The following is a 25,006-nucleotide window of genomic DNA, read 5'->3' as shown; positions in this document are numbered from 1 at the left end:
ATTGACCTTATTTACCTTTAAAATTTGGTTTGCGTTTTTCAATAAAAGCCGTTATGCCTTCTTTCTGATCCTCAGTTGCAAACAATAACGAGAAGCATTTATGCTCATATTGCAAGCCCATTTCCAACTCCATTTGCAGTCCTTCGTTGATACAGGATTTTGCTAACTGTAGAGCGACAGCTCCACGGGCTACAAATTTCTTAGCCATTTTTTTAGCTTCCAACATGAGTTCGGAAACAGGCACGACTTTATTGACAAGACCAATTCTCAAGGCTTCTTCAGCATTAATAATATCCCCGCCGAAAATTAATTCCTTGGCCTTACCGGCACCAATAAGTCTGGGAAGACGTTGGGTTCCGCCCCCTCCAGGAAAAATCCCCAGCTTTATTTCTGGAAAGCCAAATTGAGCGGTGTCAGCAGCTATTCGAATGTCCGTCGTCAACGCAAGTTCACACCCGCCTCCCAAGGCATAGCCGGCAATGGCAGCGATGACGGGCGTTTTCATAGTTTCCAGCAGATTGAACGCTTTCCTTGAGGGTCTGATACTTGTAGCTACATCTACTGCACTTAGAGAAGCCAGTTGTTTTACGTCTGCCCCTGCGGCAAATACCTTTTCCCCTCCAGTGATAATCACAGCACGAACTGAGTCATCATTTTCTAGAGTCAATGCCGCGTCGGCTAGCTCGTTAAAAACTTGACTACTTAGTGCATTAAGTACTTCCGGACGGTTGAGAGTGACTATAGCAATTCCATCTTCATTCTCAACAATAATTGTTTCATAGTTCAATTCTATTCCCTCCCTATTACACCTCGCGCATGACTACTTCTCCGTTTCACCTCCGCCTACCCTTCAAAACTGTTTTATATTGATTAAATATTCTGAATATATCAATTGCAATATTCATGCCAGCTTTATAGCCTGTCAGGTTACTAAAACAACTAGGGTACTCCTCCAGAACCTTTAATCCTTTGCTTAAAAATTAAAAAAGCATCCTAAAAAGAATGCTTTTTTACAGTCTACTTATAAAATTAAATTCAATTACTTAGAAGTTCTTCTGTGTTTTTTAACTAATTTTTAAGTTTTTATATTGCTCTCCCTTTTTATAGATGGAAGGTCCCTACTGTTTATTTTCTAAACATCCTTCAAAAAGGTTGGCCAATATTGCTTTAATCTCAACCCTTAAGTTTGCCCGATTATTTCAATTTTTCTTACTCCGACAATTTCCCCTAACCCGGCCAAAAGGTTCTCTGGAGTATCTGCCAATCCAGCAGTTTCTATAGAAATTGAGACATTGGCAACTCCTTGCAGAGGGATTCCCTGATTAATCGTCAGGACATTACCCTTTACAGAGGCAATGAAGTTAAGGACATGAGATAGTACTCCTGCTTCATTCTCAAGAATTAAGGAAATAGTAATTATTTTCTCTCGACTCGCCTCATAAAACGGGAAAACGCCATCCTTATATTTATAGAAGGCACTTCGGCTAAGCCCTACACGTTCTACAGCGTCGTTAATCGTGGCGGCATCTCCTTTGACAAGAAGTTCTTTCACCTGTGCAGTCTTTAAAATGGCTTCCGGCAAAATGCTTTTACTGACAATAAGAAACTCATTTGTCTTGCCAGCCACCTAATCTCTCCTATCTATTCCTACAGTCCTTGTTTGATATGTTTATAATTATTATATTCTAATTTGCGTGAGCTTTGCAATATTAAGTGGATATTTAATTCGAACGGTTTATTACCCTTACAGTGAGTGAAATAGTTACTGATCTTCTATTTCTACCCCCGTACTTCAAGAAATCGAGCAACTGGGTGTAAAAACCAATAGTGAGAGTTAGTTCGACTAATTTTTAACTATTGAACGTCCTAATAAAGTAACAAGGGGTAACTAAATATTATCCCCTTGTCACTCTAAATAAATCAGCACTCACGGCTTAACGGTATGGGTTTTAATACCACATCTTTAAGAACCTCAACAAAGATTCCACCGAGACTAAACATGATCTGCGTCCCTAAGACCGGATCTCTCTGCAAACCAACGATGACCTCGTCTCCCGGCGGTACTTGTTCCTGAATTAAAATACCGTTGATCTTGGCTTGAGGATTATAATTCCGACCGTTTTCCGTAATTTCTTTAAACTTTGCTTCTGCCTCCTGGACCGAGGAAATATTAACAGCAACCCCTCCTGCTTCTGTTTTATGCAGGATATCGGGAGAATCGATCTTCATTAGAATTTAGCAAAGTCTTATTGCAAGAACGTGAGCAAAACGGATGCTGCAATCAAAGTGCCGATGACTCCTGCTACATTAGGTCCCATGGCATGCATTTTACCTAGTTTTTGCATTTGTGCAATAGTATTATCTAATTGTTTTCAATGCTCTTCCTTGATGTAAGGCTGAAACAGCATTAATAAAATGCGATACTTACCCCATCATAATATATCGCAGGTCCTTTTTATCGACCCTTCGCTCAGGAACTATAATAGGCAAAACATTGAGAGCATAAAAAAGGTCTAATCGAAAGAGACCTTTTTCTACGAACTCTTCTAAAGGTCTATTGGTACCAGCCATTATTCTAGCATTGATAGGAATCGTATCAGGTTCGCCACCCCCCTGCAACACCTGATCTTGAATTACGCTCATAAGCCGTGCTTGTAAATAGAGAGGCATCTTATTTATATCCTCTAGGTAAACGCTCCCTTGATTAGCTGCCTCTAATATTCCTAATTTCCGATTTAATCTAACACTTTCCAAATGATTTTGTCCAAATAGCTCCATCTCTAAATCCTGAGGTACTATTGACCCACAATTTAATTTATAAAAAGGGCCTTTACTTCTTTTACTATTGAAGTGGATTGTCTTGGCAATGCCCTCTTTACCTGTCCCTTGTTTTCCAATTAGAACTACTGGCAAATCGAATCGACTCTGCCTTAATGCAAGATTCATAACATTATCACACAATTTCTTCTCCCCCAAATAAATTTAAAAATACTGAAAAGGCCACCTGTTAAGCGACCTTTTCAGTTTTGATGAAAATTAATTGATTAACGCTTTGGCTATGGCAATTCTTTGAATCTGATTTGTTCCTTCGAAAATCTGGAATACTTTAGCATCTCTCATCAATTTCTCAACGGGGTACTCCCGACTGACTCCATAACCACCAAAAATTTGAACAGCATCTGTTGTTACTCTCATTACAGTATCTCCACAGAAGCATTTAGTAATAGCGCCCTCTTTTTTCACGGAAAGCCCTTGATCAACTAACGACATCGCCTGAGAAACTAACTGCCGAGCTGCTTCTGTTTGAATTTCCATATCCGCTAAAAGCATTTGGACAGCCTGAAATTCAGCAATTGGTTTTCCAAATTGAATTCTTTCTTTGGCATATTTTACAGCTTCATCAATAGCAGCTTGGCAAATACCTACAGTCAAAGTACCAACAAAGGCTCTGGAAATATTTAAGGCAATCATGGCAGAGGTAATACCCGTTCCCTCTTCTCCAAGTAAATGGTCAGCCGGAACTCTTACATCTTCAAATACAACATCACACGTATTTGATAATCTTAGTCCAAGTTTATCTTCGTGTTTACCTACCGAAATTCCTGGACGATTCCGTTCCACTAAAAATGCTGATAAACCTCTCACACCTTTGCTCTTATCGGTTGAAACAAAAACTACATAAACGTCGGCGTAAGCACCAGTAGTTATAAAACATTTTCTTGCATTAATTACGTATTCGTCACCATCTCTAACTGCCGTACCTTTCATTGAGCCAGTATCTGAACCTGCATTAGGTTCGGTTAAACAGAAAGATCCAAATGCTCCCGGCCGAATAATGTCAGCAAATAATTTCTTCTGTTCTTTCGTTCCCATCACGAGAACTGCCCTTAGTGCTACGAAGGTAGTGACAAGAGAAATCGCATATCCTGCATCAATCTTTGCTAATTCCTCAAAAACAATTGCCGAAGTTTTGTAATCTAAGCCCATACCGCCGTATTCCTCAGGTATCTCCAAGAGGTGTAAGTCCAATTCAAATGCTTTTTTGAGAAGCTCCAATGGAAATTCTCCCGTGCGGTCAAACTCGCTCACATACGGCTTTACTTCTTTAAGCCCAAAGTTTCTAACCATAGTCACTAGCTCTCTTTGTTGATCAGTTAGTATGTGTCCCATATTAATTCCTCCAATTTTTTGCACTATTTTTCACTATCAGACAGAAGTAATCAGTATTATCATTGTATAGGGGTTTTATAATAGCTTCATTTGTTTCGCAGTTTCCGTAAGTTCTCCACGGAAGTCTGGGTGAGCAATAGCAATCAGTTCTTGAGCCCGTTGCTTTGCAGATTTTCCTCGCAACTGTGCTACCCCATATTCCGTAACGACATAATTCACATCGTTTTTCGAGGTCGTGACAACAGCACCTGGCGTGAGAGTAGGTACAATCCGCGAGATTTGCCCATTCTTTGCCGTAGAAGGAAGCACGATAAAAGATTTTCCACCTTTAGATCGATTTCCTGCCCTTACAAAGTCAACCTGTCCTCCAGTCCCACTATATGGGACGCAACCCAAACTCTCAGAACAACATTGACCTAAAAAATCAACTTGCATTGTCCCATTGATAGTGATTAAATTATCATTTAGCCCAGCGAGATAGGGATCATTAGTGAAGTCCACAGGATGCATCTCTAACTGGGGATTGCGGTTCATATAATCATAGAGCTTCTTCGAACCCAGTGCGAAGGTGGCAACCATTTTATTTGGTAAGTAGTTCTTTTTACGATTTGTTACTGCACCACTTTCGATCAATCTTAAAATCCCATCCCCAAACATTTCTGTGTGAATGCCCAAATCATGTTTAGTGGTGAGCTGCATTACAACAGCATCTGGAATGCCTCCTAAGCCGATTTGAAGTGTCGAACCATCTTTAATAAAGTCTGCGACATATCCCCCTATTGCTTCCTGAACTGGGCCTATGGCGGGAAGTCCGACTTCATATATTGGGGAATTATCTTCCACAATTGCAGTTACTTGAGATATATGAACCAAGTTATTTCCATACGCAAAAGGAGCATTAGGATTTACTTCCAGAACAATCGTCGTCGCCTTTTCAAGAGCGGCCATCGAATAATCCGTTCCCAAACTGATTGAGAAATATCCATGTTCGTCCATAGGAGAGGCTAACGAAAAGAATGTATCAACTGGCAATAATTCATTTCGAAACATGCTGGGCATTTCAGAAAAGCAACTTGGGATGTAATCTATCCACCCTTGTTGACCACCTAGTCTTGTAGCTGCCCCAAAGAATAATGAGACTTGACGAACATGGTCAACGGTTTCTGGATCAATATAGTCGAACTTTTTTTGCGAAAGGATCTGGGCGATTTTTACATCATTAAATTCCCAACGGTGCTCTGACAACGCTGTCAAAAGTGCAGGCGGTTCACCAATACTTACAACGATAAAATCTCCATCATGAATTAAGTTAAGGACCTCTTCTGATGTACGGAGTTTTTCTTGGTAAAGTTCTTTAACCTTTGACATTTTCTTCACCCCATGTTCATTTATTTTCTGTACACCTAACGAAGTGTATAAAGTGTTAGCAACGTACTCTCATTTAGGTAAGTAAGGAGTTTGGCTTTAGCTCAATTTAAGCAAATAATCAGATCAGTGGATTTTGAATCACCTCACCAATAATTACTTTTCCTCATTTCGTTAATAATGCAATTCAAATGCCAATGTAAACTTTTTAGTTAATAAATAAAAATATTTTGAATATGTTGCAAATGTTCTAGTATCATCCCTATATGTTCTTATTTTTGTACCATAATCAAATTATCACTTGGTTAGACCCGTCTGAAAATCCGAATATTCGGACATATAAACCATAATATAGTCCGACATTACGGAATATATAGTTAGTCGGTCATAAACGCTGGGTTCGTTTTTGAAATGGAATTTTTATCAGGTTTCTTTTTAAGCATCAGCAGCGCTAGGAGAGCAATGATCACAACTATGCCATCCAATAATACAGGCTGTGTCCATCCACCATACTTATCACGGAGCGCACCAGCCACTACCGGTGAAAGCACTGCTCCAATTTCCCCAATAAGGTTCCAAGCGCCGAAAGCCGTACTGCGTTTATTGGCAGGCGCATATTCACTAACCATGGCATGGCAGATTGGTTGCATTCCAAATAGACCTAACCCAGACATGAAGAGGAGGGGCCCCATTATAAATGGACTCTTACCACCACCGACTAAATAACCCCAAAAGACAAAGACAGTTATGGCATGTAGAGCGGTAAACCCAAACAACACTGGCTTTCTGCTCCACCCCTTTGATACTGCAATATCAGATACCCAGCCTCCTAGCGGATAACCTATAAGACCTGCCCCTGCATTAAATAATGCCGTAAGAATTGACACCATAAAGCTTGTATGTGCTACTTCTTTAATAAGGGATGGGGACCAGAATCCATAAAACCACATGCTCCATAGTATTGCTATACCGGTAATATTGAGACACCACAAATTCTTATTAATCATGATTTCCTTAACCTTGTCCCCTTGGCGGAAAAACATAAATGCTATCAAAACAACAGCTACACCTGTCTCAAGAACAGCTATGCTCAGGTTTGACAATCCCATTGACATTGATAGGTAATAAATGACCATAACAATAATTAGAAATACTGATGCATAACGGGTTAAGTCTATTACAGCTTTAGGATAGTTCGGTTTGATTTCAAGGATTTCCGCATATTTTATCGACGGGGAATCTTTAATAAATACGTATAACAATATGGCAATTAACAGGGTTGGAGCAACCCAAATAAAAAACGGCACGCGCCAAGCAATGTCATTCTCCCAAATCTTTGCCGCCCACTCCACAGTGGCAGCCCCAGTGAACAAAGAAATTGCTGTACCAACTGAGACGCCTGTTATAGCTATCCCCATACCGCGTCCTATCTTTTGTGGTGGAGTTGCGGCGGCTATTATTGGCCTATCATTTGAATATAATGCTCCTTCACCAAGTCCAGTAAATACCCTTAATGCAACAAACGTCAATAGTGAACCAGCAAATCCTGTCACAAGCGTTGCTAACCCCGCCCATGCTATACATATGACAACCATAACCTTGTTGCCATGCTTATCCCCCAATATACCCGCAGGAAGCTGAACAAGCATGTAGCCGGCAAAAAATAGTCCCCCTATCAACCCTCCAAGAGTGTAAGCATTCGTAACGTTGTCAAAAAACGATACCTTGTTAGCTATCATCCATGCAACTACTGGAGTCAACAGCGCTCGATCAGTATATGAAACCGTCCAAGCCAAAAAAAACAATAACCATACTGTATGGTAATACTTCCAGCCTCTCTTTTCATTTCCCATCGTACTTAGTCCTTTCTCAAAATTAATTGAACATTCCAATAGTTATAAGTATAATGTCAAGAGTATTAGTCGACAATAATTAATCTTAATATAGTTTTAACGATGGAGTTATTGTAAACCCACCATCGACTCGTAAAAACTCACCGTTCATGTATTCAGCATCTGGTGAAGCTAAAAAACAAACAACTTTAGCAATGTCTTCAGGCAACCCTATCCTACCCATTGGAACCAGAGCCTCCCGATCCTCTCGAACACCTGGAACATTGTAAAATTGTGCCGTCATATCCGTTTCGATAAGGCCCGGACAAACGGCGTTAGTCCGTACCTTACGCGGCCCCCATTCAAGTGCTGTCTGCTGAGTCAACATCATAATTCCTGCTTTGCTGGAACTATAGGCACCTCGAAATGGAGTTGGGACAACGCCTGCGATAGAGGACACATTTATAATGGAACCCCCATGATCAAGCATCTCAGAACCAAAGGCTTGAGTACAGAAAAAGGCACCCGTAAGATTGACATCAAGGACCTGTCTCCAAATATCTTCTTCTACTTGCTCTACAGGAACACTAGGGCCAAAGATTCCTGCATTATTTACCAAAACGTCAATCTTTCCGAAATGAGCAAGAACTTGATCACGGGCCGCGAAGACTTCTTTTTTACGAGTAATGTTGCATTCAATGAGCAAAATGTCAGATCTCATATCTTTAGACCACTCACGCAAAGGATCTACGCAAGTAGCCAGAAGCGCTAACTTAGCCCCGCCCTCTTTAAAGCGTTTAGCAATACCAAAACCTATTCCTCGAGAAGCTCCGGTAATCACAACAACCTGCCCATTCTCAGACATTCTCTTCACTCCTATATTTTAAAACTATCTTTAAAGGCGTGAGGTGCTCTTAGACGATACACCTCACGAATTAGTATTGAATTTAGGTTCTTACGTAGGCCTTACAATTTCTCAATTTGTAGAAATTGTAGTCTTGCTGACCACCTTCTGATCAAGCGGAGTCAGGCAATCATATAGATAATCGTGAAACTCTGACTGAATAGTCTTATTGACTTTTTGGGTAACAGCACTAAAAATTATGACTAATCCTAAACAAAGGAACACTGCTATTGTTGTGGCAGGTAGTCCATACAATGTTTTCGGAAGCACACCAAAGAGACTCAGAATGATATAACTGGTGCTTATGACACTAGCCCAGATCGAAGCTGATTTTGTAACCCATTTTACTCCCAGTGGACCCATGAGGAAGCAGAAAAGGACAATAGCACCCATCGCTGCCGACATGCCAACCAAAATGACAATATAACTAGGATTAAGGACAGCGAAGGCCATAGCGACTAATCCTACCAGCAGGGTGCAAATCCTTCCTGCCCAAAGCATATGCTTTTCAGAAGCTTCTTTCTTCAATATCCTTGGATAGATGTCCTTAAGCAGCAGGCTGGACACTGTGAGCATTGCCGAATCTGCCGTTGATACTGAACCCGCCACAATAGCTATTCCGTACATGACTCCTACGATAGGTACGAGCGTAAAAACAACGGTTGGCGGTACTTTGTCCAGTCCGCCGCTTACTCCAGGCATTAAATACAACATAAGCAAGCCTAAAGTTGGACCGACAGTCCAAGTGAAAATATTTACTATTAGATTGCTTTTCCCAATGCTCTTGCGCATAACACTATAAGACTTTGCGGTAAAATATCGGTTTATGAAAAATGGGATGCAGCTATAGCCTATACCAAAGGTTGCGGTGTAGGTTATGGCATGTAAGGGTTTCCATGTTCCCAGTGCACCGGGGAAGGTAAACTGTTTAGGAAACTGCTGCACTAATGTTGCCAGCATAGGGCCCTGGGCAAGTGCTTTAGGTACAAGTAAGATAAATAAGGCTGCTAAGACGCTCATGATTATTATTCCGTTAATTGCGTCGCTCCAAATAACCGTCTTAACTCCACCTACAAACCCGTAGATCGTAAGGATCAAAACACAGACGAGTACTCCATACACTACATCTATACCTGCGAATACATTAAACAGATAACCTACTGCCATCATCTGAGCTATTAGATAAGGGAACTGCACTAAGACTAGAATTAAAGATGCTGCAATATGGAACTTTCCATATTTGAAATATTCCGTTGCTATATCAGTCCCTGTTATCCAATTATTCTTTTTACTTAATAAATAAGCACGACTGCCTATAATAAGCCAAACAAGAATATAAAGCGAAGTCCACATCCATCCAGCGTAAGCATACGCTAAACCATGGCCATAGATAAATCCTATGGCCCCCATCATGGTAAATGAACTGCTTATTGTCGCAAAGTTGGTCATGGTCTGCAAAAAACCACCCGTACTTCTATCTGCTAGATAATAAGAATCAACATTGGTATTGTGTTTATAATGATAAATACTAACTCCTAAAAAGATAAAAAAGTAAAGGCTTAGAGCAATAAGAAAAAGCATCCCTAAACACCTTCCTTCAACAAAATAAAATTTTTAAGGCGGAGTTCTGGTTTACATATCTTCGGCTGCTATATTAGCTTTTCTTAAGCACAAGATCATTACACAAATAAAACTAACTAGAGTAGTGCAGGCAAACCATAAAAGTATAACGGGAAATTTATTGGGAAATGTACCGGTTGGTACAGCCATAGGAACAAATCCCAAGATCCAGGTTATAAACCATACGATCAATATTTTCTTACCACTTTCTCCCCACCTATTTGATAGCTTCATTAAGTATTCCCCCCTTATTTTAGCTACCTAATCATCGTCCCGTATGTCAACCAAACTCTACCCTTTTTGGGAAAACTGAAATAGAATATCCTTAGTTCATCTAAACCACCTCACTTTCTATATTTTGATAATTTTGTTTTTAATTAATTATCTGATATCTTATTTTGCAAATACTATGCCAGGTCAGAAATGTTGCAAAATGAATTATTTCGAAAAAATTAATGTCCGGAATTCCAAGAATTCGGAAAAATAATCCACAAATGTTCGTGAATCTGGATTAAAAAATTTATCACAGTTACTAAGAGGACTTATCTTTTTGTCCGTCGATGATACTAACTATAATGCCTCCGAAAATCAGAGTTGCACCGACCATAAAACTAATATCAATACTCTCATTCAACAGTAAATAGCCAAGAAACAAGAGCGTAAAGATCGGCACTTGACTAAGAATCGATCTGCTTGCCACATACAGGCTGCCCCATGCGGAAGTAGTAATGATCAGATAAATGTATCTATACTTTGTTTTTTCATCATTCTCATCCTTTGGAGATGAATTTCTTGATTAATATAATTGCAAGTTCAATGCCTACACTTTCTAAAATAAGCAATAAAATGAAATTCCACTACGCAAAAAGCCTAAAGACAAAGAGACACCCGGTTGAATACCGGGTATCTTGACTCATGCAATAATTGCAGCCGATTCTACATCAATTGATGCAGGCCTTTTTAAGTTTTTCATAAAAAGTAGAGCGGCTTATCCCTAAAAGCTTGGCTGCTTTTACTCTGCTGCCAAGACATTCATTTAACGCCCAACGAATTAATTCCGTTTCCTGTTGTTGTAAGCTCTCTCGTAATTTAATTTTATCGCCACTATCTTTAACATTACTTCGCTCAGTTGTTTTTGGACGAGAAACTAAAACATTTTGTCCCTGTTCAAGAGTATCCCGAAAATCATCCCAAGTAAGCCAGCTCTTCATCCCCAAGCTAACAGCTCTCTCAATAGCATTTTGTAATTCCCTTATATTTCCTGGCCACGAGTAGTGCTTAAAAGCTTCTATTACATCTGGAGTTATACCCTTATAGTGTTTGCTTTGTGATTTGTTAAACTTCAACAGGAAGCTGTTAGCTAGCAATTCAATCTCTTCTTTGCGCTCACGTAAGGGCGGCAAATTTAAACATATTACATTTAAACGGTAATAGAGATCCTCGCGAAAGAGTTTTTCATTAACCAATTGCTTTAAATCCTTATTGGTGGCAGCAATAATTCGGACGTCAATGGGCACTGTTTTAGTTCCTCCCACCACTTCGATTTCTCGATCCTGTATGACTCTTAGGAGTTTACTTTGTAATTGTAAAGGCATATCCCCTATCTCATCCAAAAAAATCGTTCCGCCATTGGCTAACTCGAATTTCCCCATTTTCCCATGCTTAGCCGCACCCGTAAACGCCCCTGGTGCATAGCCAAAAAGCTCAGATTCCGCAAGTTCAGCTGGAATGGCTGAACAATTCACCTTTATAAAAGGTTCTTTACACCTTGTACTTGCATTATGAATAGCGTGAGTAAACAATTCTTTTCCTGTGCCACTTTCGCCCAAAATCAGGACATTCGATAAACAATCAGCCGCTTTAGTAGCAACCCTTTTGGCTTCTATCATCGCTTTGTTATGTGTGGTAATGATAGAATCTAAGGTATATTGAGTACCATTTAGTTTATATAATTCATCTTTATAATAACTAAGACTATTTTTCAGTTTTTGAAATTCTCTCATAACATCCTGAAGCTGATCCAGATTTCGATATATCACTCGCAAAACCCCCCCAGAAACCTCAGGAGCACCTTTAATAGGCATATAGGAGGCAATCACCGAATGTCCATTAATACTTTCTATGTCAAAATCTCGTTTGATTGTTGAGATTGAGTCAAATCCTTTTATAATAGTCGAAGCATCTTGACCTATCAATTCGCAACTGCTCTTTTTACTCAGTTGTTCGAAGGAAGGATTTGCTAGAATGACCTTGCCCTCATCGTTTGTTACCAATAAACCTTCATAAGCAGTATTTATAATTGTTTCAAATGTGCTTTGTAGTCTCTTTATACTTTCAACCTCTTGTGCCATTCGTTCAACATCAGTTGCATCATACATTACCACGATATGTCCACAAATTGGCTCTAGGGAAATTGGACTTGAGGCAGCCAAAATGCTCGTAGTGTTACGTTTTATTTTTTGTGGCCTTCTATTTACTAAATTTACTTCAGGAATAATATCCTTAAGGTCTCGACCAATAAGTTGATTTGCTTCTAACCCTAACAATTTTTCTGAGAGTTGATTGCTCACTGTAATAACATTGTTCTCATTTACTGCTAAAATCCCTGTCGGAACTACCTTTAGTAAAGAATAAATATGCTCGTACAATCCCGTTATTTCTTTTAGTAAGGCGTTAATTACACACGCTCCTGTTACTACTCCAATAGGGCGTCCATCATCATCGATAACGGGTGTCTCTGAGACCTTAGCATTTAACAACCATTCTCGAACTTGGGCTAGATTTGAAAACTCTTTGTTCTTTGGGAAAAAAACGATCTTGTTCTTAGGAAGGTAACATCCCTCAATAGGTTCTTCAAGGCTTTGCCCTCGTATCAAGGCATCAAAAAGATTTGAAAGAGTCAGCATTCCGACTAAGATTCCATTATCGTCAACAACAAAAATAGCGTGTAACTTACTATGGCGGACTAACTTAATGGCTTGGCCTATTAACTGTGAGGACAAAATAGTGACGACAGACGTATTCATAATCTCCTTCATTCGGAGCATAAGTATTTAACCTCCTTCCAACTAGAGTTAAGCACGTAATAATCTCATCTTAAACTAATTATCGTTAAATTTATTATAGTAGATTAATAAACAATTATCTATGCATTATCAGAATATTTTTTCTATTCACTTTTACCTTCAACTTGCAAAGCCATCACATAAGTGCCAACCACCAGGACCTAGTTTAAGCTTTACTATTTCTTTCCTCACTCCAGCATCCTTAAGCGTTCTAAGGCAATAATCGGACACCACACTCATCAATTTCATCTCCTTAAAAATAAATGTTTAATCATACATCACGCAATATGTATGCCAGTTAAAACAAACAAGACATATGTAATTCCTAGTGTTTAAAAAAAGCCCTCAAACCAAATAAAGTGATTTATTTAAATTAATTACATAATATCAAATTTTCTGAATCTTGTGTTCAGATTTATGTACACAATCCAACTTTCCGCACACAAATGTCCAACTTTCCGGACGTGAACCTATGTATCCCTAAAATTATTATAAACTAAAGATTTTGGCTAGCCCTCTACCTACGCAAGTTTTATACCATCCACTTCGCCCTACACCTAATAAAGCCAATGTTTTCATATTGGTATACTTTTTGCTAGTACAATTATTTAGATATTTTAAAACTTTGAGGAGGTTATCTGTGTGAATTTTGAAGACATAATTTATGAGAAGTATGAGGGGCGAGCAAAGATCACCATCAATCGACCACAGAAGCTGAATGCGTTTACAAACCAAACATTACACGAAATGATCGAGGCATTAATCGATGCATGGACAGATAAGTCCGTCGGAGCAGTTATCTTGACTGGCGTTGGTGATCGCGCTTTCTGTACAGGTGGAGATCAATCGATTAGAAGTAAAGATGGCTACGCTATTGAGGAAAGCGGCGAGGGTTTTCAGGGACTAAGTAAACTCCCCCTATCCAACAACCATTCTCTCCTGTTACAGACCATTAGAACAATACCAAAACCCGTAATTGCTATGGTCAATGGCTATGCTATAGGTGGCGGACACGTTATACACGTTGTTTGTGATCTAACGGTTGCCTCAGCGAATGCAATATTTGGGCAAGCAGGTCCACGGGTAGGCAGCTTCGACGCAGGGTACGGCTCTGCATTCTTAGCCAGAGTTGTTGGTGAGAAGAAGGCCAGGGAAATCTGGTATCTCTGTGAGAAATATACCGCTCAAGACGCTTTAGCGATGGGATTGGTGAACCGTGTAGTAGAACAAGATAGACTGTCAGAGGAGGTAGAAAAAATCTGCGATAGTCTGATAAGTAAGAGCCCTACCGCACTTGCTGCGTTAAAAGCATCTTTCAATGCTGATACCGAGTCCATGTGGGGGATTCATACGGTTGCTGGCTTGGCCTTGAATTTATATTACAATACCGACGAGGCTGTGGAAGGCCGTAATGCGTTTATGGAAAAACGCCCACCTGATTTCAAAAAATTCCGAAGTTAATTTAGAAATTAGAACGATGGGATAGAAAGCTTAGGAGTGGAAAACTATTGAAGAATAATAACGTTGATATTGTTGCTAAAACAAAACAGTTTTGTAAGGAATATCTCAAACCCATCGCAAAGGAATTGGATAAAAATTATCGGTTTCCAACAGAGCTGTTAGGCTTAATGAAAAAGGAAGGCTTTTGGGGAATTAATCAGCCAGTGGAATATGGCGGTGGAGGGTATGATAATGTACAAGCTTGTAAAGTTATTGAAGAAATCGCCAAAGTAAGTGCCGGAGTAGCCATGAGCATTCACGGTCATTGGTCTGTTACCGATGCATTGGTTAAGTTCGGAACAGATTCTCAAAAGAAAAAATACTTTCCCAGTCTTTTAAATGGTGAGAAAATAGCAGCATTTTGTGTTAGTGAAATACAGGCTGGGTCCGATGCAGCCTCGATCACTTCAACCGCGGTAAAACATGGCGATGGATGGTTAATAAACGGACCAAAATGGTTCTGCACAAACGGGGGACTGGCAGATATTTATTTGCTTGCGTTTAAAACGGATCCACAGGCTGGTAGTAAAGGCATAAGTCTTTTTATTGTTGAAAAAGGCACTGCTGGGTTTGATATTGGTGAACCCCAGGAAAAGATGGGTTGTAGAAGCTCGGTGATTACAGGGTTAACATTTAAAAATTGTCTAATCCCTGCTGAAAACATCATCGGTAATGTTAATGGAGGATTTAAACTAATAATGCATGCCCTGAACTCAGGTCGATTGGAGATGGCTGCTATGGGTTTAGGAATTGCCAAAGCCTCATTTGCAGAAGCAAAAAAATACGCCAATCGACGTGTTGCCTTTGGCAAACCACTAACAGCTCTTTATTCTATACAAGAAATGTTATCTGATATGTATGTTAAGATCCAAGCAGCAAAACTAATCGTAGAGGATGCCGCCAGAAAACGGGATAGCGGTGATAATTATTCTTTAGAATCGTCAGTTGCCAAGCTATTTGTTGCTCAGGTAGTTAATGAAGTTTGCTATAAGGCCTTGCAAGTATTCGGCGGGCATGGATACATGCAATATAATAATATTGAACGTTATGCTAGAGACGGTCGTGTAATGGATATCGGTGTTGGTACCACAGAAGTGCTCAAGATGGTGGTAGGAAACGTAGTTTCTAAAATTAAGGATGTTGACTAAATTGAAATAATCCGAGGAACTATCCCATTTGGATAGCCCTCGGATTATTTATTCATAAGAGTAATATCCTTTTTTAGTTTTTTTACCCCATTCTCCTTTAATAAATTTCTCAACGACTATTGGAGAGGGTTTATCTCTGGGATCATGTGTTTCTCGATAGCGTTCCATCGCCTTATAGTATGAAAGATCAATCCCTGTTAAATCCATCAAGCGAAATGGTCCCATCGGATGTCCTAAAGCATTGGTGACCGCAATGTCGATCTCCTCATGACTTGCAATTCCCATATCATTTAGAAACAATGCTTCGTTGAAGATAGCGGTCAAGATTCGGTTAACCACAAAGCCATAGATTTCTTTCTGAAGTAAAATCCCGGTCTTACCCATTGTTTTACACAGGTTCATTGTTATTTGTGCCGTTTCTACAGAAGTATGTGGACCTTGGACAACTTCCACTAATTTCATGACTAAAGCAGGATTAAAAAAGTGCATATTACATACTTTTTCTGGCCTCTTTGTGGCACCAGCAACCTTCGAGCTGACAATATAAGAACTATTGGTTGCCAAAATTGCATGTGGAGGAGTAATTCTGTCTAAATCAGCAAAAAGCTGGCGCTTAATATCGATTTTCTCAACAGCCGCCTCAATTACAAAATCTACATCTCCAGCCGCTTCTTCTAAAGTTTTAGTAAAGAAAATATTTGCCATTGCCTCATCCGCTTGGTCTTGAGTCAATTTCCCTTTTGCAACTCGCTCTGGTAAGTAGCTGCGGGCAAAACCTTCCGATTTATTCAACATTTCCTGGCTAATGTCAGTGCAAGCCACCTTATACCCAGCTAAAGCTGCACATAAAGCAATTTGATGACCCATATTACCCGCGCCCACAACACATATTTTTTCTATGTTCAATATAAGTACCTCCTTGATCAAAATCTAATCTATACTTTTGTTAGGCTCACTCTTAAAATTATAGATATCCACGACTCGAACAAACTCCATCTTGTCGTAACCTAGGTTGGAGGTATAGGCTTAGACAGACGTTTTTTTGCTTACTTAGGCCTTTTTTATCAGACATATTCCAGTTAGATTTTTTCACACAACTCTTACAAGGTTCCACGATATCAGGCAAACGTCTACTTAAGCACGTCCTACAACTTTTTTCGTCCAAAACTTCTCCTCCCCCCAAACCCTCCTTAATCTAACCTTTCTATAATGGTTGCCATTCCCTGTCCGCCGCCAATGCAGAGAGTAACCATCCCATAGCGGGACTTACGTCGAAGCATTTCATACAAAAGCGTCGTCATTAAACGAGCCCCGGTTGCCCCAATAGGATGTCCTAAACCGATGGCACCACCATTGACATTCGTTTTCTCCATGTCAAATTTTAATTCACGTATAACTGCCAGAGATTGTGAAGCAAACGCTTCATTCAGCTCAATTAAGTCTATATCGCTTAGATTAAGCCCCGCTTGCCTTAAGGCCTTACGAACTGCAGGTATGGGACCAATACCCATGATTTGCGGAGGTACTCCGACAGCTGCATCCGTAACAATTCTAGCCCAAGGCTTAAGTCCAAGTTCTTTTGCTTTATCCGCTGACATCAAAACCACTGCTGCAGCTGCATCATTGCGTCCACAAGAATTCCCAGCCGTAACCGATCCACCTTTCTTAAAGACTGGTTTTAAACTTGCTAGTTTTTCCAGCGTGGAAACTCTGGGACCTTCATCCGTATCAAAAAATACCGTACCTTTACGCGTCTTGATCTCAACAGGAACAATTTCATCTTTAAAAATTCCTGCCGCTAAAGATCTTCGACACCGTTCTTGACTCTGAAATGCAAATTTGTCCTGATCCTCCCGTGAAATATTATATTTTTCAGCTACATTTTCTGCTGTATCACCCATCGAAACGCTCCCGTAAATTGCCGAAGGTTGCCCCCCTGGACCTGCTTCTGTTAAGGAATCAACTAATACTCCGTCCCCAGCGCTATACCCAAAGCGTGCATTTTTTAGATAATAGGGTGCTCGACTCAAACTTTCAGTTCCTCCAGCTACAACCACTTTAGCTCTTCCTGTCTGAATTTGCTGAGTTCCATTGCTAATCGCTTGCAGACTGGCTGCGCATTGACGATGTACTGTATAAGCAGATGCCTCTTCTGGAATTCCTGCTAATAGTGAACAGACACGAGCAATATTCGAAGCTTCCGTGGTCTGACGGGACCAGCCCATAATCACTTCATCCACCGACGTCGGATTTAAACCAGCCCTTCTAACAGCTTCTTTAATTACAATCGCGCCCAATTCCTGAGGCGGTATATCTCTGAGAGTACCGCCTATTGTTCCAATCGCCGTTCTTACAGCACTGACAATAACGACTTCATTCATATATCTACCCTCAACTTTATTTTATAATATCGCTCTTGGGATCAAGTGCTCTTAAACACTTTAGTTCTTCTCTGGATGGTGCTGGAATGACAATCACCTTATCACTTACATTCAAATCCCATCCACATTCCATTTTCGCCTCGTTAATAGCCGTTTCCAGGCTTTTGCCCTTCGGGACAAAACAACCTGTTAATTTAAACGTTTCATGAACACTACTCCGCTGCAAAATTCCCTTATCTGTGACGATGGTTCTGACTTTATCACCATTGCCGGTTACAAAAGAAACCTTACTAACCATTCGTTTGGGAGAATGAGTTATGACAATAATTACTTCACCTGCGGTTGTGGCAACATCATTTGATCCACCACCGCTTGTTAAGAAAAGGTTTTTCTCTGGAATTTTGGTAGAGTTAATATTGCCAAACTGATCGACTTGTGCCGCACCCAATAGGCCAAGACACCGAGAATCATCACTACCTACGATGCATCCGAGGATATCTAGAAAATGCGATTGCATTTTACTTGTTGGAATATTCGCATAGTTGAAGATATACGAGTCACCTAGTTTAGGATAGTAACCGTAAAATCCGGTTTCAGTTAAAAGTTCCCATTGAAACAGCCGATCCTTATCTAAGTATTTTGCAAGCCAGCTTGCTAGATGAGCTGTCCCGATCCCTGCAAGAAGCGTAGAAAAACCTCCAGAAGATACCTTCTCTCGAATTACCCTCGACGCGTTAATTATTAGTAATTCACTACTTGTTGCGGATTCCTCCTCTTCCACAACATCAGCAGCTGCGTCAGAATCACACGAAGCGTTTTTGCTGCTATTTATTGCATACCGTAATTTCTCCAGACGACTATTACCAATTTTCTCAAGATATGATTGATGCGTAGTATTAATGACCCATTCTTTCATCCAAACATCAAGAGCCTCTGCACTTGAAGCGGCCGCCCTAAATCGACGACGAGTTTCGTAATCCTCGGAATACCCAAGGTCCTGTAACGTGGGTATGCCTTCAACGGACATCCCTTGCGGATGAGCTCCAAAAGGGACTACGGATATGCTTTTAACTAAATGACCTGGAACCTTTACATAGTTACTTAATTTACGAATTTCCGAGGTTGAGACAATTTTTTCTACAGTGACAATAACACCCTGTTTAGCAGCGTAAGCTCCCCACATATTTTCACCAAATGGAGGACCAATCACTGTGTTTCCGTAGGCGTCAGCTACTAGCCCATGAACAATAGCCACGTCAGGGTTCAAAGCTCTTACAACGACTGTTTCCTTACCCGAAAAAGGATCGGTCATAACTCGAAAGGAATTAGGGTTTTCTTTCAGCAGATCACTTCCAAGTAAAGATTTTGTTCCTATATATGGTAAATTCAGAGCACCTGCCAAAAGCCCTAAGGTTGCCGTTAGATTTGTCCAACATTCATAGGCAATCTCACGCTTTTTAAAGGCCTGCTGAAGAAAACGATTGGGTGCAGGTGATGGGTATGTATCCCCAATAAACCCCGCTACCATTTTGTCAACGAGCCCCGCCCATGATAACATAATTCCGTACTCCAGTATTCCCGTCGCCGTTATAGTAAATTTCATGGGTTTTTGGCGAAACTGCCTTACGATTTCCATAACTACAGCATGTGCCCTTGAATGGGCAAAGGCAAAATGCAAATCCATTCCGGGTTTAATAAAGTGTCTCACCGCTTGTTCTAGAGGAATAATTTTGTTATTACCCTCTTCGCTAAGCATTTCAGCAAATTGGCTATTCAAATAATTCCCCCCACTCTTGTCATATTTCTTTGATTTGTAGTTGTCAATTAATCCAACAAAGTTGAACAAAGAGACTTAAGCTTAGTTACCACTAACCATTGGTAGGGTTCTTATCAAAGTAACTCTCCTGTTTTTAACGAAGCCTAAGTCTCAACATCTTCTATTAACCGTATAGTGTCAATCCACCACTTACACTTATTATTTGACCCGTAATAAAGCTGGCTAAATCGGAAGCAAAGAATACCGCTGCTCCCGCAACCTCTTCTGGTTCAGCAACCCGTTTCAATGGGATTGCCTTTTCTAAAGCTTGCCTCATTTTTTCTGGTTGTCCTTGGTATAAGGGGGTATTTGTCGGACCAGGACAAACACAGTTTACTAAAATGTTATATCTAGCAACTTCACGAGCCAGTGACTTAGTAAAGGCAATGACCCCTCCTTTGGCACCCGCGTAAACTGTTTCTCCACTGCTGCCGCCCCTGCCAGCGTCACTAGAAATGTTGATGATCTTCCCAGCTTTGTTCTCCATCATGCCGTCAAGCACAGCTCGAGAGCAATAAACGACTGATTTATAGTTGATATCAATTACTTTATCCCAGTATTCTATAGGATTCTTCCAAAATGGCTCAATGATATCCCAACCAACGCAATTTATTAAAGTATCAATCTGCCCAAGACTATCTTGGGTTTGTTTAACCATCGCTGTTACGGACTCAAAATTTGTAACATCCGTAGTTACAGCCATACATTTTCGCCCTAGTTTTTCAATCTCGACTTGGGTTAACTTCAAGGCTTCTGAGTTTAGGTCGGCTGCGCTTACATCCGCACCATAAGAAGCACACATTAAAGCGATCGCCTTACCAATACCTGAGCCAGCCCCTGTAACAATAATGTTCTTACCATCTAACCGCATGTTAGATTCCCCTCCTTTTGCTAAAAGCCTTTGAACACGGCAGGTCGTTTTTCAAGAAAAGCCTTTAGTCCTTCTCCCGCATCTTCCGTCACAAACAACTTACCTAAGCCACGAACGTCATAAGCTAAACTAGAATCTCGTTCCAGTTCCAAGGCAGCGTTCACACACTTCTTGATTTCGGCAACGGCGACTGGTGCTCGCTGAGCCAAATTCCGTGCTAACTGCATGGCCGAATCCATCAAGTTTTCCGCTGCGCAAACTTCTTCTACTAACCCCAGATTAAAGGCTTCCTGAGCAGAGAGAGCATTGCCCTGTAACATTAAACGGAGCGCCTTCGTTCTACCGATCAGCCGAACAATCTTTTGAATACCTCCTGAGCCTGGCAACAACCCTAGATTTATCTCCGGCAATCCTATTGTTGCTGTTTCTGCAATAAATCGAAAGTCGCAAAAGAGGGCGAGTTCAGTGCCACCGCCCATCGAGTGGCCGTTAATTACCGCAATCGTCGGCTTAGGCATATCTTCCAGTATTGAATTGGCAAACTGGAGCCGCCGATCAAAATCCAACATCTCACCAAGGGCCTTAGTTTCTATAATCCCCTTCATCATGACAATGTCAGCACCAGCTACAAAAACCTTCCGCGAACTTGTAATTACGATAACCCTTACTTCTGGATCATTTTTCAGATTCAAGAATGCCGCTGATAGTTCCTTGGCCAATTCATTGTTTAGGGCATTGACAGGAGGTCTATTCATGGTTACGCATGCAATGTGGTCTTTAATATCTACGGTTAATAACTGAAGTCCATTCATAAGACCTAACCTCCCTTTTTTAAATGCAATTTATCCACAATTAATCCTAGTCCTTAAACTTAAAGACTTTGGTTGCACATCCATTCAACAAAGATTCTTTTGCTTCAGGTTTAAGACTTAAGGCATCAATTTGTTTAATACAGGTAGGCCAATTAAGAACAGGAAAGTCTGTACCAAACAGTACTTTACCAAGTCCTCTTCCTTTGGTATTTAGATAAGCTACTAATTTACTATCCCAATACTTCGGGCCATGAGCTGTCGTTCCTATATAGATATTCGGATGTTTCCAAGACATCGCTATTAGTTCTTCAACCCAGGGCCAACCAGTATGAGCTGCTACAATCCTTAATTCTGGGAAAAAGAGGGCAATATCATCCAATAAGATAGGACGACCCATTTCACTAGGCATTGCTTCGGCAGAATGCCCGATTTGCATGACTACAGGAACATCTAGTTCAACACATTTAGCATAAAATGGGAAGTATCGTTTGTCATTTACTGGCAACCCAAAACCATAGGTGTGTAGATGTGCGCCAACGAAACCAAATTCCTTAACAGCTCTCTCTAACTCTCTTACTCCATCCATTCTCTCTTCAGCATTGATTCCATGTAGTCCGTATAATCTAGTTGGAAAGTCCTTGATCATGCTGTAGACATCTTCAGTTTGGAAATTCCACTGTAGAACCTGCCTTGTATAAGACTTAATTTTACCTGAAGGGATAAGTACTTTATCAACCCCATTTTTATCCATATCCGCAATAAACTCTTCTGGTGTCCGTCCTCTAATGTCAAGACCCCACCATTTAGCAACCTGGTTTTGTTCAGGATCATCGATATAAGCTTTCTTCATCCCCTCTTCCGTAAATGGTTGATGCCAATAATCAATAATCTTTGTCATAAAATCATCTCCCTTATTTTTTATTTTCTTACCATATTTCTTTATCTTAGCAAGAACTATACCAAAGTATAAACATCAATAAAAAAAGGCGTTTGTTAACGATCTTGTCTTACAAACACCTGATAAATGTTAAATTTTTGTCATTAAATTTCTAAAGGTTTTTACTTAAGTTTCTATAATTTTTCTGAAAATTACGTAAGTAATTGTCCCGGAATCTTATTTTTCGTACATAAATGTCTAGTTTTCCGTACTTAAGATTATGAATATCCCATAACCGCCTTAAATTCCGAAAAATCGGACGCTGATTTCCTATGTTTTATTTTAGCAAACGCTAGAATATCTAGAAATTCAGACTTCCATAACAGAATCATAGCAAAGTTGATATTTTAACATACCGCGGCCAAAAGAAAAAGGTTTTACAAAATGTAAAACCATGGTTTACAATTCATTATCTGATTTAATTCCCTTAATACCTGACCTCAAGACGTAACTATGACGCCATCGAGTATTTTGGCTCCCATACCTTGTGGTAATGCCATTACCGGATTAATATCCAGACTCAAGAGATCCTCCCCCGCTTCTACCGCTAATTGACTGACTCCAAGCAGGATTTCAACTAAGGCATCTTTGTCTGCCGCCTGTCTGCCCCTAACACCGTTTAACAGGGCGCCACCCTTAATCTCGTTCAAAACCTCTTGAGCGTCCTCACGGCTTAACGGTATGGGTTTTAATACCACATCTTTAAGAACCTCAACAAAGATTCCACCGAGACCAAACATGATCTGCGTCCCTAAGACCGGATCTCTCTGCAAACCAACGATGACCTCGACTCCCGGCGGTACTTGTTCCTGAATTAAAATACCGTTGATCTTGGCTTGAGGATTATAATTCCGACCGTTTTCCGTAATTTCTTTGAACTTTGCTTCTGCCTCCTGAGCCGAGGAAATATTAACGGCAACCCCTCCTGCTTCTGTTTTATGCAGGATATCGGGAGAATCGATCTTCATAACCACCGGATAGCCCATACATTCAGCCATTGCGGCAGCCTCTTCAGCGCTCTTAGCCACATATTCTTTGGTCACCGGCAGACCGTAAAGCTCTAACAGTTCCTTTGTAGAGTGTTCACTTAAGACTTTACTGTTTTCCTTAAGGGCCTTTTGAACTTTAACCTTTCTGTCAAGATTGATTTCTCCACCAGAAGTTTTCTTCCAGCCGCATTTGAAATTGACATATTTATATAATGCCCCCAAAACTTTGGCTGCCCGGGCCGGGGAGTGATAGAGAGGAACTCCCGCATCCTTCAGAACATCAAAGCCCGGCTTGGATACTTGACCAACACTCCAACTAACGACAAGGGGCTTATCCGTTCCCAAAGCAGCCTCAGCAATGTCCATTCCTATTTTCTCGGCCATTTTCCCTGTAGCCATGGTAATGGCGACAATCAACATATCCAGTTCCTCTGAGGCTAAAAGGATCTTGAGACATTTCTTGAACTCTTCTCCCTGATTCAGGGATTGGGCAGTGACATCCACAGGATTTTGGGCGCAGCCAAAGGCTGGAATAACCTTCTGAACTTCTTCCTGCAATCCTTTGCTTAATTGGGGTATTTTCAGGCCCAGTTCTTCCGAACGATCGGCCAGCAAGATGCCCACCCCGCCGGACATAGTTACGATTCCTACCTTTGGCCCTTTAGGGAGTTTTCCAGGTACAAAGGCCTGGGCCAAGTCGATAATATCATCACTATCGTTAGCCTGAATAATGCCCATTTTATCGAAGAAGCTTTTGTAGGCTGCTCCTGAGCCGGCCAAGGCTGCCGTATGAGTTGCAGCTGCCTTTTGCCCGCTTTTGGAATTACCGACTTTCAAGGCGATAATCGGTTTCCCTGCTTCTGCTGCTTTCTCAGCAGTCTTTTTAAAGGGCTCTCCATCTCTTAACCCTTCCAGGTAAGTAAGGATCACTTTTGTCTTAGGGTTCTCCACCACATAATCCAAACCTTCGCTGACTGTCACATCTGCTTCGTTTCCGGTAGTGACAACAAAGTTGACACCCACCCCAGCTTCCTGCAAAAGATTAAAGAGCATAAAACCTACAGCCCCGCTTTGAGAAACTAACGCTAAATGACCGGTTTTAATACAATCCAGTTCCAGTGAGGCGCTGAAGGAAGCAATCATCCCAGAAGAAGCATTGAGGATTCCCAAGCAATTAGGGCCGATTAAGCGCATCTGATATTTTTTTGCAGTCGCGATGATTTCTTCTTGAATTATCTTGCCTTCAGCACCGGTCTCTGCAAAGCCGGAAGAAAAGATAACGGCACGTTTGATTCCATGGGTACCACAGTCCTTTAAGATTCCAGGCACTCGAACTGCAGCCACTGCAATAAGGGCTAAATCCACATCTCTGGGTATTTCCTCTACAGAAGCGTAACAGGTGACACCCGCAATTTCTTGGTACTTGGGATTGACCGGATAGATTCTCCCTTGGTAATGATGCTTCAGCAAATACTTAAGTATTTTGCCGTTAATCGTCTTAAAATCCTGGCTTGCTCCAATAATCGCCACATCTTTAGGTTCCATAAAATACTGCATATTCGAATTCCCCCTCCTCAGCAGTCAGTACAATTCGCC

At 40.7% G+C, this 25,006-nt stretch carries 22 protein-coding genes; 2 read left to right on the top strand and 20 right to left on the bottom strand.

Annotation, left to right across the window (positions count from 1 at the left end; genetic code table 11):
- Positions 1–7: 7 nt before the first annotated feature.
- From DESOR_RS05985 to DESOR_RS05935, 13 genes are all read right to left on the bottom strand, one after another.
- Positions 8–787, bottom strand: coding sequence for an enoyl-CoA hydratase/isomerase family protein (locus DESOR_RS05985; protein WP_014183710.1), 780 nt, complete (start codon positions 785–787; stop codon positions 8–10).
- A 393-nt stretch (positions 788–1,180) separates the two neighbouring features.
- The gene (locus tag DESOR_RS05980) at positions 1,181–1,627 is read right to left on the bottom strand and encodes an ACT domain-containing protein (RefSeq protein ID WP_014183709.1); all 447 of its coding nucleotides are present in this window, start codon (positions 1,625–1,627) and stop codon (positions 1,181–1,183) included.
- A 293-nt stretch (positions 1,628–1,920) separates the two neighbouring features.
- Positions 1,921–2,229, bottom strand: coding sequence for an acetate--CoA ligase family protein (locus DESOR_RS05975; protein ID WP_052304278.1), 309 nt, complete (start codon positions 2,227–2,229; stop codon positions 1,921–1,923).
- 17 nt (positions 2,230–2,246) lie between these two features.
- On the bottom strand, positions 2,247–2,345 hold the full coding sequence (locus tag DESOR_RS30130) for a sodium ion-translocating decarboxylase subunit beta (RefSeq protein ID WP_242832461.1): 99 nt from the start codon (positions 2,343–2,345) through the stop codon (positions 2,247–2,249).
- A 79-nt stretch (positions 2,346–2,424) separates the two neighbouring features.
- On the bottom strand, positions 2,425–2,961 hold the full coding sequence (locus DESOR_RS05970; RefSeq protein ID WP_014183708.1) for a sigma 54-interacting transcriptional regulator: 537 nt from the start codon (positions 2,959–2,961) through the stop codon (positions 2,425–2,427).
- Between the two features lie 75 nt (positions 2,962–3,036).
- A complete protein-coding gene (locus DESOR_RS05965) occupies positions 3,037–4,170 on the bottom strand; it encodes an acyl-CoA dehydrogenase family protein (RefSeq protein ID WP_014183707.1) in 1,134 nt (377 codons plus the stop codon).
- Positions 4,171–4,245: 75 nt separating this feature from the next.
- Entirely contained in the window at positions 4,246–5,538 is a 1,293-nt protein-coding gene (locus tag DESOR_RS05960) for an acetyl-CoA hydrolase/transferase family protein (protein ID WP_014183706.1), read from the bottom strand.
- Positions 5,539–5,912: 374 nt separating this feature from the next.
- Positions 5,913–7,388, bottom strand: coding sequence for an MFS transporter (locus DESOR_RS05955; protein WP_014183705.1), 1,476 nt, complete (start codon positions 7,386–7,388; stop codon positions 5,913–5,915).
- A gap of 85 nt (positions 7,389–7,473) precedes the next feature.
- On the bottom strand, positions 7,474–8,232 hold the full coding sequence (locus DESOR_RS05950; RefSeq protein WP_014183704.1) for an SDR family NAD(P)-dependent oxidoreductase: 759 nt from the start codon (positions 8,230–8,232) through the stop codon (positions 7,474–7,476).
- Positions 8,233–8,343: 111 nt separating this feature from the next.
- Entirely contained in the window at positions 8,344–9,852 is a 1,509-nt protein-coding gene (locus DESOR_RS05945; protein ID WP_014183703.1) for a sodium:solute symporter family protein, read from the bottom strand.
- Positions 9,853–9,903: 51 nt separating this feature from the next.
- Positions 9,904–10,125 (bottom strand): hypothetical protein, encoded by a 222-nt coding sequence (locus DESOR_RS05940; protein WP_014183702.1) that lies wholly within the window; start codon positions 10,123–10,125, stop codon positions 9,904–9,906.
- A gap of 298 nt (positions 10,126–10,423) precedes the next feature.
- Entirely contained in the window at positions 10,424–10,591 is a 168-nt protein-coding gene (locus tag DESOR_RS29265; protein ID WP_158309012.1) for a hypothetical protein, read from the bottom strand.
- A gap of 241 nt (positions 10,592–10,832) precedes the next feature.
- Positions 10,833–12,929 carry a sigma 54-interacting transcriptional regulator gene (locus DESOR_RS05935; RefSeq protein WP_158309011.1) on the bottom strand — a complete coding sequence of 699 codons (2,097 nt, stop codon included), beginning with the start codon at positions 12,927–12,929 and terminating at the stop codon, positions 10,833–10,835.
- Positions 12,930–13,598: 669 nt separating this feature from the next.
- On the opposite strand from DESOR_RS05935, the gene menB reads away from it, so the two are divergent.
- Both menB and DESOR_RS05925 read left to right on the top strand, forming a co-directional pair.
- A complete protein-coding gene (menB, locus tag DESOR_RS05930; protein ID WP_014183699.1) occupies positions 13,599–14,417 on the top strand; it encodes a 1,4-dihydroxy-2-naphthoyl-CoA synthase in 819 nt (272 codons plus the stop codon).
- A 47-nt stretch (positions 14,418–14,464) separates the two neighbouring features.
- On the top strand, positions 14,465–15,604 hold the full coding sequence (locus tag DESOR_RS05925; protein ID WP_014183698.1) for an acyl-CoA dehydrogenase family protein: 1,140 nt from the start codon (positions 14,465–14,467) through the stop codon (positions 15,602–15,604).
- A gap of 48 nt (positions 15,605–15,652) precedes the next feature.
- On the opposite strand, the gene DESOR_RS05920 is transcribed toward DESOR_RS05925, so the two are convergent.
- The 7 genes from DESOR_RS05920 to DESOR_RS05890 form a co-directional block, all read right to left on the bottom strand.
- The gene (locus DESOR_RS05920) at positions 15,653–16,510 is read right to left on the bottom strand and encodes a 3-hydroxyacyl-CoA dehydrogenase family protein (protein ID WP_014183697.1); all 858 of its coding nucleotides are present in this window, start codon (positions 16,508–16,510) and stop codon (positions 15,653–15,655) included.
- 284 nt (positions 16,511–16,794) lie between these two features.
- On the bottom strand, positions 16,795–17,985 hold the full coding sequence (locus tag DESOR_RS05915; protein ID WP_014183696.1) for a thiolase family protein: 1,191 nt from the start codon (positions 17,983–17,985) through the stop codon (positions 16,795–16,797).
- 16 nt (positions 17,986–18,001) lie between these two features.
- On the bottom strand, positions 18,002–19,762 hold the full coding sequence (locus tag DESOR_RS05910) for an acyl CoA--acetate/3-ketoacid CoA transferase subunit alpha (RefSeq protein ID WP_014183695.1): 1,761 nt from the start codon (positions 19,760–19,762) through the stop codon (positions 18,002–18,004).
- A gap of 163 nt (positions 19,763–19,925) precedes the next feature.
- The gene (locus DESOR_RS05905; protein WP_014183694.1) at positions 19,926–20,672 is read right to left on the bottom strand and encodes an SDR family NAD(P)-dependent oxidoreductase; all 747 of its coding nucleotides are present in this window, start codon (positions 20,670–20,672) and stop codon (positions 19,926–19,928) included.
- 20 nt (positions 20,673–20,692) lie between these two features.
- Positions 20,693–21,484: an enoyl-CoA hydratase/isomerase family protein gene (locus DESOR_RS05900; protein ID WP_014183693.1), complete on the bottom strand. Its 792-nt coding sequence runs from the start codon at positions 21,482–21,484 to the stop codon at positions 20,693–20,695.
- Positions 21,485–21,530: 46 nt separating this feature from the next.
- Positions 21,531–22,382, bottom strand: a complete 852-nt coding sequence (locus DESOR_RS05895) for an amidohydrolase family protein (protein ID WP_014183692.1) — start codon at positions 22,380–22,382, stop codon at positions 21,531–21,533.
- Between the two features lie 479 nt (positions 22,383–22,861).
- A complete protein-coding gene (locus tag DESOR_RS05890; protein ID WP_014183691.1) occupies positions 22,862–24,967 on the bottom strand; it encodes an acetate--CoA ligase family protein in 2,106 nt (701 codons plus the stop codon).
- Between the last annotated feature and the right edge of the window lie 39 nt (positions 24,968–25,006).

The organism is Desulfosporosinus orientis DSM 765 (assembly GCF_000235605.1).
GTDB classification, from domain to species: Bacteria; Bacillota; Desulfitobacteriia; order Desulfitobacteriales; family Desulfitobacteriaceae; genus Desulfosporosinus; species Desulfosporosinus orientis.
The sequence above is the reverse complement of the archived record's forward strand: the minus strand, read 5'-3'. Positions and strand labels throughout refer to the sequence as shown.

Bases quoted from the DNA above. Each gene is read 5' to 3' on its own strand.
- DESOR_RS05960 (WP_014183706.1), bottom strand. From the start codon at position 5,538: ATGTCAAAGGTTAAAGAACTTTACCAAGAAAAACTCCGTACATCAGAA.
- DESOR_RS05915 (WP_014183696.1), bottom strand. From the start codon at position 17,985: ATGAATGAAGTCGTTATTGTCAGTGCTGTAAGAACGGCGATTGGAACA.
- DESOR_RS05950 (WP_014183704.1), bottom strand. From the start codon at position 8,232: ATGTCTGAGAATGGGCAGGTTGTTGTGATTACCGGAGCTTCTCGAGGA.
- DESOR_RS05900 (WP_014183693.1), bottom strand. From the start codon at position 21,484: ATGAATGGACTTCAGTTATTAACCGTAGATATTAAAGACCACATTGCA.
- DESOR_RS05890 (WP_014183691.1), bottom strand. From the start codon at position 24,967: ATGCAGTATTTTATGGAACCTAAAGATGTGGCGATTATTGGAGCAAGC.
- DESOR_RS05905 (WP_014183694.1), bottom strand. From the start codon at position 20,672: ATGCGGTTAGATGGTAAGAACATTATTGTTACAGGGGCTGGCTCAGGT.
- DESOR_RS05895 (WP_014183692.1), bottom strand. From the start codon at position 22,382: ATGACAAAGATTATTGATTATTGGCATCAACCATTTACGGAAGAGGGG.
- DESOR_RS05940 (WP_014183702.1), bottom strand. From the start codon at position 10,125: ATGAAGCTATCAAATAGGTGGGGAGAAAGTGGTAAGAAAATATTGATC.
- DESOR_RS05945 (WP_014183703.1), bottom strand. From the start codon at position 9,852: ATGCTTTTTCTTATTGCTCTAAGCCTTTACTTTTTTATCTTTTTAGGA.
- DESOR_RS30130 (WP_242832461.1), bottom strand. From the start codon at position 2,345: ATGCAAAAACTAGGTAAAATGCATGCCATGGGACCTAATGTAGCAGGA.
- DESOR_RS05965 (WP_014183707.1), bottom strand. From the start codon at position 4,170: ATGGGACACATACTAACTGATCAACAAAGAGAGCTAGTGACTATGGTT.
- DESOR_RS05935 (WP_158309011.1), bottom strand. From the start codon at position 12,929: ATGAAGGAGATTATGAATACGTCTGTCGTCACTATTTTGTCCTCACAG.
- DESOR_RS05955 (WP_014183705.1), bottom strand. From the start codon at position 7,388: ATGGGAAATGAAAAGAGAGGCTGGAAGTATTACCATACAGTATGGTTA.
- DESOR_RS05975 (WP_052304278.1), bottom strand. From the start codon at position 2,229: ATGAAGATCGATTCTCCCGATATCCTGCATAAAACAGAAGCAGGAGGG.